Origin of the sequence: Pseudomonas sp. 3JA, from assembly GCF_036961705.1 — a bacterium.
Taxonomy (GTDB): Bacteria; Pseudomonadota; Gammaproteobacteria; order Pseudomonadales; family Pseudomonadaceae; genus Aquipseudomonas; species Aquipseudomonas fluorescens_Q.
Genome location: NZ_JBAMDJ010000026.1, coordinates 90,779 through 100,685, shown reverse-complemented (window position 1 = coordinate 100,685; position 9,907 = coordinate 90,779). Strand labels below are relative to the sequence as shown.

The 9,907-nt window shown below is 56.7% G+C and carries 4 protein-coding genes; 1 reads left to right on the top strand and 3 read right to left on the bottom strand.

The features are described from left to right. A partial coding sequence (locus V7773_RS20185) for an RHS repeat-associated core domain-containing protein (RefSeq protein ID WP_336074711.1) occupies positions 1-3,613 on the top strand: 3,613 nt, incomplete at its 5' end. Between the two features lie 137 nt (positions 3,614-3,750). Here V7773_RS20185 and V7773_RS20180 read toward each other — a convergent pair. From V7773_RS20180 to V7773_RS20170, 3 genes are all read right to left on the bottom strand, one after another. Then, positions 3,751-5,241: a hypothetical protein gene (locus V7773_RS20180; protein WP_336074709.1), complete on the bottom strand. Its 1,491-nt coding sequence runs from the start codon at positions 5,239-5,241 to the stop codon at positions 3,751-3,753. A 170-nt stretch (positions 5,242-5,411) separates the two neighbouring features. Then, on the bottom strand, positions 5,412-7,616 hold the full coding sequence (locus V7773_RS20175) for an autotransporter outer membrane beta-barrel domain-containing protein (protein WP_336074708.1): 2,205 nt from the start codon (positions 7,614-7,616) through the stop codon (positions 5,412-5,414). 199 nt (positions 7,617-7,815) lie between these two features. After that, positions 7,816-9,777 carry a hypothetical protein gene (locus tag V7773_RS20170; protein WP_336074706.1) on the bottom strand — a complete coding sequence of 654 codons (1,962 nt, stop codon included), beginning with the start codon at positions 9,775-9,777 and terminating at the stop codon, positions 7,816-7,818. Positions 9,778-9,907 lie beyond the last annotated feature (130 nt).

The following is a 9,907-nucleotide window of genomic DNA, read 5'->3' as shown; positions in this document are numbered from 1 at the left end:
CCAGGCGCCGGTCCTGCGCACCCGGTATCGCTATGTGGAATTGCCGCCGCTGGAGGAAACCCTGGATGAGGGCTTCCTGGCTGTATGCAACGAAGACCTGTCACAAGTGCTGGACACCACCGAGATCACGTTGCAGAACACCCGGCGCCGCTATCTGAACATGCCGGACAAACCTTTCCTGCACGGTCGCCCGGATAGCCAGGAAGAAACCCTGTATGACAAGGACGGCAGGGGCAAAACCGCCTCCGTTAGCTGGCGCTATAGTCAGGTCGATGGAGAGCTGGGGGCCAAGACACTGCACCAGACAGTAGAGACCCTGACCGGGTACAACGGCAGCCAGCAGGTCACCACTTCACAAGTCTCCCGCTTCAACGGCGAAACCGTGCAGCAGGAGAATATCGACGGCGTTAAAACCGCCTACCGGTACGACGTACTGGGCCGACTGCTGGAAGAACGCACGGCTGTGGATACACCGGTCGTAGCCTCCCAGCACTACGTCTATAACCTGACGTCTGCAGACGGGCAGCAAGCCGGACAAGAGCAGACTGATGCCAAAGGGGTCAAGACCCGGCTGCTGTTCGATGGCGCCAACCGGGTCATCGCAGAGCAGCAGCAGCGACGGGACAGTGAAAGCGGCAAACTCGTCTGGCGCCAGACCTACACCACCCAGCATGATGCCCTGGGGCGCAAAGTCAGCGAGACCGTCTGCGACTGGCTGGCCGACGCGCCTTTGCCCTTGACCAGTCATTTTTCCTATGACGATTGGGGCGCGGTGTGCCGAGCCACCGGGCCCGACGGCGTGACCCAACTCAGCGAGCAGCGGTTCGAAGGCAACCGCCTGATCATCTGCACCTGGCAGGAACATGTCGAACGGCCCAATGTGCGGACCCAAAGAAGCGAGACCCATTACAACCTCTTTGAACAGCCCGACAAGGTGCGACGCCTGGACGCCCAAGACAATACGGTGGGCTGCCAGGACTATGCCTACGACGGCTACGGCAATTGCGTGCGCGAGGTCGAAACCCTGAGAGACCCACAGAGCGATACACCGCAAGATCTACAGCGCACCACTCGATACGCCTACGATGCCTGGGGCCGCATGCTACGAACTGTGCTGCCGAACGAAGACTGCATCGAGCGCACCTTTGCCGACTACAGCATCAGTGAATTACCTACGCTTTTGCAGGTGACGCCCGGTAACGCTGCGCAACCGGTCGTAGTGCCGGGTACCCAGCAATTTGACGATCTCGAGCGGCTGACCGAACGCAAGGTGGGTCTACGCAGTGAGTTCTATCGTTACGAGGGCGGGCATATACAGCCTCACCAACGGATCACTCCCGGCAATCAGACACTGACCTACCGCTACAATCTGCCGCTGACCCAGCAGCCCTTGGCCATCACGATGGCCGAAGGCCCCGAATCCACCTATGAATATGACCCGCTGAGCGCCGCCATCACCCAGGCCATCAACGATCAGGGTCAACGCGACTATGAGTACACGCCAGAAGGCCACCTGGCCTCGGAGCGTTGGCACGACAGCCACGGCATCGATCAAAACACCCGTCATCACACCTCACTGCAAGGCAGGCCATTGCGCCGCGAAGACGATGGCGCAGTGCCAACGCAGTACCAGTACGACAGCGCGGGCAGGCTGATACAGGTCACCCAGGGTGAACTGGATGGCCTGAAAGCCGAGTTCACCTACAACCTCGATGGCCTGCTTGAACGCAGTACCAGCACCAACCTGGCCAACGGTCATCGCCTGGTCACCGAGCTGGAGTACGACGAGCATGGCCGCGAAATCAAACGAACCCTGCGGGTAGACGGCGAAGCCGACAGAGTCTTGTCCATGGTCTGGCAAGACGACGATCAATTACGCAGCCGTCGCCTGGAAAAAGCCGGCCAGACATTACTGGAAGAACATTTCAAATACGACTCACGTAACCGCCTGACCCACCACACCTGCACAGGCGAAGCGTTGCCGACCGACCACTATGGCAATGCCATTATCGAACAGGTGTTCCGCTTCGACGCCCTGGACAACATTGAACGTTGCATCAGTCGTTTTGCCGATACCAGCAGCGACGACGCACGTTTCACCTATGACGCGGATGACCCCTGCCAACTGCGAGAAGTCAGCCACAGCCACGCTGCGTATCCGCAACTGCAAACCTTTGGCTACGACGCCGAGGGTCATCAGCTCAACGATGGACAAGGTCGGCGGCTGCGCTACGACAAGCTGGGTCGCTTGCTGGAAGTGCGCAGCGCCAATGATGCGCTCTCGCTGATCAACTACCGCTACGACGGCCATGACCAACTGGTTGGGGTGCGCCACGGCAGTGAACCGGAGGCCCTGCGTTTCTATCAGGGCTACCACCTGAGCTATACCTTGCAAGACGACGTGCTGATCCAGTTTTTGTACGACGGTGATCGCCCATTAGGCCAGCAGGCACCGCAAGCGACCGATCAAAGCATGCTGTTGCTGACCGATGCCGCCAATAGCGTGATCGGCGAGCAACGCGTGGACGGGCTGCATGAAACCACCTATAGCGCCTATGGCGAGCGCCGCGAGGACAATGGCCTGAAGGGATTGCTGGCCTTTGCCGGAGAAGTACGCGAGGCCGTCATTGGCTGGTATTTGCTGGGGCAAGGCTACCGCGCTTATGACCCGGGGCTGATGCGCTTCCATAGCCCAGACTCGCTGAGCCCCTTCGGCACCGGTGGCCTGAACCCCTACGGCTATTGCAGGGGTAACCCGATCACCTGGCGCGACCCCAGCGGACACCGTGCCCAGCCGGTTACACCGTATCGAGACGAGGATCCACCTTTTAGGGATCCTATCGAAGAGCCCAAGAAAAGCGTAGGCGTTGCCCAATGGATCGGCCTGGGTGTGGCGGCGTTGTTCCTGGCTGCCACGGTGATAGCGATGCCCTGGAGCGCGCCAGCTACCATCGGCCTGACCACCTCCTTTGTGGTCGGTCTGGTCGGGATAGCTGTCCAGACAAGCGGTCTTGTGCTGCAAGCTTATGGCACGTTCACGTACGACGATTCCTTGACCGCTATCGGTGGTTCGATAAGCGGAGCCGGCGGATTGCTTGCGGGGTCCGGGATAATGGCGGTAAGGGCCGCGCTGGCTACAGCCAAGGCAGCAGCGGCCGTTAGAGCAGGGGTTGGTGCTAGCGCTACGATGCTCGCGTCGTTAACGAAAGGGCTACCTGGTCCTGCCGGTCCTATTGGTCCTCCTGGTCCTGTTGGTCCTCCTGGTGCTGTTGGTCCTGCTGGTCCTGCTGGTCCTGCTGGTCCTGCTGGTCGAGGAAATCGGGTATATGTATTTGTATCCCGCAGGAAACGCCTAGGAAAATCTGGAGGAATAGCAAAACCAGGTAGACCTAACACGAGACAAAAACAAAAAGATAAAGAAATGGCGACCCGCCTGGGAGCGGAGAAGGACATCGGTGACCCAAATGCATTGAGAGTGCCGGATGAAAGGTCCCCCGCGCCTCCTGCTCAGGGAGGGCGTTTTATAGCGACAGCTTCCGGAGGGTTGATAATGGTAAGTCATTACAACCAACTGGCACCGGGCGCTCATCTAGCCACATTGACTTCCCGCTGAAACAGTAACGCCCCTCCCCCCTAACTCCCGCAGCTTACGCTGCGGGAGTTTTCCCCTCGGCCTATTTCTGCGTCTCCAACCGGTATCCACGATGAGCTACTATGCAAAGGTCAAAAAGCCCACTGAACCTCCCCGCCTCAGTCAACCAACCGCAAATTCAATATTGGAAAATTGGGCACTGCCAGCGGTGGCCAGGTAACCCCGCCATCGAAACTGACATAAACCTTCCCCGTCAAAGGCCCTGGGCGTCGCAGCGAACTCAGAAAGGTTCTTGATACCGTCACATCACCCCGCTGGCCAACCCCATAACTGACTTCCTGTTCAGTCACTTGGCGTCTTCGGACCGCGGAAAACTCAACCGCTCCCGACGCGCCGGTTCCTGTCATATTGATCATGATCCACTGGTCCGTCGTCATCAGTACCCACTTGGCAAGGGTCAACACTGCACCTGTTTCCGGCACATTGCGCAGGCTCAAATCACCGCCGGAAAGCCCTTGGCATTGAACGATCGGGAATTCAGAACTGGCGACTGTCTGGATATTCAGCCTTCGCTTTACAGAAGGTAATTCATCGTCCTTGTGGTCGATGACACTGTAGGACAAGGGCAGGGTCTTGCCGATATACGCGGCAATCGAACTCATGGGAATCTGATAACGACGTGAACCTGCGGAGATCTCCCGGTCTGTCCGGTACTCCCCCACGCTGCCGAGGTCACTCCACTGTACCCAGACCTTTTCCCCGGGGTAAATGACCGCTGTATCGGGAATTTCCACTACCGCCCCGGACAGAAAGTTCAAGGGTCCCAACGTCTGCTGCTCCCCAGTTCCCGAGGCGTTCTCGACGCGAGGCCAAGGCAAAACACGCGGGATCGGAGTGGCGTCCACATCCAGTTCAACCGCCAGAGAGTACTGGCTCCAGTTACCCGCCCGGTCCTGCACGCGATAGGACACATAGCGCAGGCCATTCCCCCGGTCCTGTATAAACTGGCTCGGAACCGTAAGTACCACTGGGTCAGCGTAGTTATTTTCGTCAAGCTCGATGATGCCACCACGATTCAAATCACCAGGGCTGCTTCCCCAGTACCAGGTAATCCGATCCCAGGGCCTGGGCGTCGTGTAGCCGGGTAGATCGGCCTTGACCTCATCGCCGTTCAACTCAAGATAATGGGCAGTGAGCTTGTTGGGCGGAAGAACTTCGGAAGGAAAAACCAGCTTGTTATCCGCAGCCAATATTGGAGGGGTTTTATCGATGGTGACGTTCACCGGCACGCATTCACGCGGCGTCGGAGTATTCCAGGGAATGACCTCGTAATGTAAGGCGTGAACGCCCTCTTCCAACTTGAGGGGTGGGACATTCAACCATAGGTCCGCTGCTTGAACAGGCCCCGGCAATATTTTTTCGTCAACCTTTTCGCCTTTCCAGAACAACTGGAGCGTATCGGCCTTATCCGACTCTGGCGCGGAATCGCTCCATAGCTCGAACTCTATCCGTAGCGGCACCAGCCAGGCGTCTTTGCGCAGAAGGTTCTCTTCGCCGCCCGGCACCGGATCGAGCACCCCGATAATATCGGGCGGGGCGAGGTCCGCCTTAGGTTCATCCACATGCTTTGCGTCTCTGGAACTCGACATGTCTGTTCCCTCACGTGTAAGCGAGCCGGTGTGAGTACCGTGAATGGCCTGGCCGGCGGGCGTTAGAATTTAAATGACCGTGTTCACCCAATCGATACTGTTACGAATCAAAGAACTTAAACGCCGAGGGGGAAGGATCGTCAGATCCCTCCCCCTCGCAAACGCTCTGCTTACCAGTTGTAACGCACACCAAAATTGACGCCCCACGGCTGCTCGATCTTGTCGCCGTTGCTGTAGTCCAGATCCGCATGCATCGCAACCTTGTCGGTTAGCTTCATGGACACACCCGCACCCAGTTCACCCCGGGAGCCCGACAAGTCGTTGTTGAACTTGTTATTGTTGACCTGCACTTCGTTATTCTTGGCGAACTCATGGGCATATGCGACACGAACATACGGCTGCACCACCTTGCCTTCGCCCAGATCGAAGTTGCGTCCGGCAGTTGCACCGACCTTACCGAGCAACGAGTGAGTGCGGTCGCCTTCGGCGGACAGGCCGTTATCCAGGTCATAGTCCTTACCCTGGATGATCACGCCTGAGAGTTGGGTGTAGGGTTCGACGAAATAATCGTCGGCCAGGGTGATGTGCCGACCGAACTCCAGGGAACCACCGACACCATGGTTGTCATAACTGCCCTTGGTTTTCTTGCCGTCGCTCAGTTGTACCTTGGATTCATTCTGGAAGCGGTTGAACTTGAGCACGCCGTCGAAGTAGTAGCCGCTTTCGTCATCCAGCCAAGTGGTGTAGGCGCCCAGGTAGTAACTATTGACCGTACCGCTGGTGCCACGACTCAAATCCAGGTCAGACTTGCTGTAACCACCTAGCAAACCAACCAGCCACTGCCCGTCACCCATCGGCAATGGCGCATCGGCACCGAACGACAGCCCCTGCTGGGTTTGCTGATAGCCCACGCCGGAGCTGGCGCTGACATCGAATTTGTTGCCATAGGCACGAATCCAGCCACCGGCCTTGTCGGCGTCCCTGCGCACTTCCCCCATGCGGCTGCGCAACGTGCTGAGTTCGCCGTACCAGACCGTCGGCGCGGTGTTGAACAGCGCCAGTACCGACCGGGTGCCAGGGCTGATGACCCGCGAGGCAATATTCAGGTACCAGTCATTATCGCCCTGTTTGATCAGGTCATAAGAATAGGTGCCCAGGTCCACCGGACCGTTCAACATCGAAAATTCGGCATCCCCGGCGGCGATGTGGATAACCGGTATGTTGCCCGCACCGGTCGGGTCGGCGCCGCTGCTGCCCATCAGGACCTTGTGGTTGCCGGTGGCGGTACCGGTGACTTCGAGCGTGTCGACTTGGCCGGTGGCAAAGTCCGCATCCATGATGAACGTGCCATTGCCCGACAGGTTGCCGACTGACAATTTATAGAACTCGGTCGGGTTGCCAAACTTGATCGACCCGCCATCCATGGACAGATTCGCCACGGTGCCGTTATCCACCATGTTCCATTGGGCCTGGCTATTGATCGCCAGATTGGCAACATTTTCCAGGCGGCCCGTCAGGGTTGCCTGGTTTTGCAGGGTGACATTGGCCGTGGCCCCGGCGTCGGCAATGACGTCCCCCACCAACTGGCTGTTGTCGACGGCCATGTTGGCGGTCGATGAGCCTTTGACCTCGAGAATTTTTCCATTGCCACCGATCAGGGTGGAACCGTTGCCGACATGAATCTCGGCTGTGGTGGCAGGCAGGCCAAAATCATTGACGACGATCGCTGCACCGGTCAGGCCTTGGACAGTCGTGCCATCGAGCACCAGACGGCCAGGTGTCGATACCGTCTGATCCGTGGTCATCACGATGCCACTGAGCCCCCCTCGAATCGTACTGGCGGTGGCCGATACCCGCCCGTTAGCCAGTTGCAGGCCGAAACTGTTCGCGTTGGTGCCCGTCAGCACGGTTTGGTTCAGGTCCAATTGACTCAACCCACCGACCACCGCCCCCACGTTACCACCGGAAATAGTGCTCCCCGTGACAGTTGCCGTGGACCCTTGCGGATTGGCCGCTGCGTTGCCTAACGACAGGCCAGTGCCGGTGCCGGTGATGTTGCTGCCTTGAATGGTCGCGTTGCTGTCAAGCAAATCGATGGCGATGCTACTCGCACCGGAGGTCACGACCGAGCCGTTGAGCGTCAGGGACGATCCACTCTCAGCCCGGATCTCATGGGTCGTCGCACCATTGGCGGTCAGGATGGCATTGTTTCTGAGAAGGTAGTTTTCCGCAGCCACGGTGCCGTCGATCAACAGCGTATCGTTGTCGATGGTTCTCGCCAGCAAGGAGGTGCTTGCCAACAGAAACGGCATGATGGTCACCCACTTCAGGGAGACCGACAATGGGTGCAACGCAAAGGAGTGTTTAGCTTTCATCAGACACCGCAATAATTAACTTTCAAAGAATAGGCTCGCCGTGACCGACGATCTGTGCTTGAACTTGTAAAGGCGGCGAATAATAGAGAGACAGCTCCCCAGGGTATGTAGGATTTATCCGAAATAAAGCAGGAAAAAATACCCTGACCTCAGCAGCAGGAGGGACATGCGCCCTCCTGACACCACACAAGGAAACAGTTCAGGGCCTGGGGATTACACAGTGTCCGCCATCTTCGAATACGGCAATCATGACCCTCACTAAGTCAGAGCTGACGTCCTCACCGCGTATATTGATCGAGTACTTAACTTTGCCCCAGCCATATTGGTCGCCGGTTTCATAGGTCGGCTTCAAATAGGTTTCATAAGGAATAAACCAATCGATGCCGTCCCTCTCCTCCTCTTCACTGACGATCAGATCGTCAGGAAAATGGGTGCCAGGTAGCTCCAGATCATCCTTATCGTAGGTTTGCCAATCGGCCTTGACCTCCACATTTTGTTTCAAGTACTCAGAGGCTGGAATATGCACTCGAATACCCCAGACCCCGGCTTTTTCAATCAGCGCATTACAATTCAAAGGATAGCCTGGATCTTGATCCGGGAAGGTGGGATCCTCAAGTTCAATTTTTTCAACATTGACGTCGATCATTGTTCGGCGCGACTGCGGTTTATTATTGAAACCTGTGCGAGTCAGGGTGTAGTACATCGGCAGCTGGGACATCACCGGGGTCTGTTTTATTACGTCCCAAGTAATGATTATTTCAACCTCCTCATTAGGGGTTTCATTGCCATCGACGACATAAGCAGGTGTCACGGCCACACCGTTCCAGTAAAGCGTTAACGTGTCGCCCACTTCAGGATCATCGTATAACGCTATAAAACCTGACGCGGAATTATTGATATCGTCCTCGGTCAACTCGGTATCGCTGTCAGATGAGCTCAGGAACTTGATCAGCTCCAGATTTGGGTTGATCGGTCCAGGATCCTCGGTTCCCGGGCCGGGGATTGCCAGATCCACCTTGACATCGATTTTGCCCGGAGAGTCCGTCGGGTACCTGCCTCGAAGCACCTCATAGTCCACTTCCGTTTCCTGCACGTTAGCCCCGTCAAAATCATATTCAGCCTTTATGTGTAACCAGGGCACGGTGATTTTCAGCGGGAAAGGAAGGTGCGAGCCAACGGGTGTCTCAGCAAGTTTCGTGGTGCCCCACCTAACGCGAATGAGGTCGTAGGCGTCCCAGTTAATGTATTGGTCAATTTCAACTTTGGTTGGAAAGTTGGCATCGACACGATCGATCAGATCATCGGCAGCCAGAGGGACCCTGGGGATACCCAAACCGGCCGGTAGATTCCCCAAGGCAACCATGACTTCGACCGGAAAAGGCATATCACTGCGGTTACCCGCCTTGTCGAACAAAAAGTACACTACGTAATGAATGTTCGAGCCCAGAGGTGTCACTATCCCTTTAGGCACCAATATCTTGCGGTCTGGAGGAAGCCTTCCCAGATATGCCAACTCGCTAGGATCTATGTCCGGGGACGGCGCTTTATCCATCCAGGCAACAGCGACGGTGACGAATTCTTTCTTGTCTTCTATGAAATCAGGGATTTCGCACCAGACACCACCATCGCGGTCCAGGATGGCCGTCGTGATCAGGGATTCTAAAACGATAATAGGGTCTGGTACACCGGGCCTGATGGGGCCTGTCCTATCGATGGTGATAGGCGCCGCGGGTGAATTCGTTTCTACGGGCGTGTTCCAATGTTTCACGCGGTACCTGAGTTGAAACGTCCCTTCATAGGTTTCAAAAATGTTTAGCGGGATTGTCCGTTCCAGAGGAAATCGATCAGAGGGCAGCGTGTCGGTGTCAGGGACCTCTTCGTTATGAAATTGCAAGAAATCGTCTGAGCTGGCGGGTTTCCAATCCACGTACAGTTGATTGGGGAAGGGATTACCTGGATCCGGACGATCAGGCCATTCAGGAATTTCGATCTTCAATGGATCGTGGATTTTGCTTTCGGGTATCAATCCGTCAGCGTCGCCGGGGATGGCATCCACGACGGTGGGCGCCTGCAGCGCCAACCCCTCGCTTTCTTTGAAGAGCTTTTTGCGATAGTCGATCCGTACCTGTTCCGCCGTTGGACGTGCGCTTGAATCTGCCATGTTCGCCGCTCCAAAACCGTTTGGGTTAAGCCATGAAGAGGTTTCATGGCCCTTCAAAAACGCGTTCGGCAGTTCGACTCATGGCTCAATGAGTGAAAAATAGCCCTGTCGCTCCGCCCGGCCCTAGAAG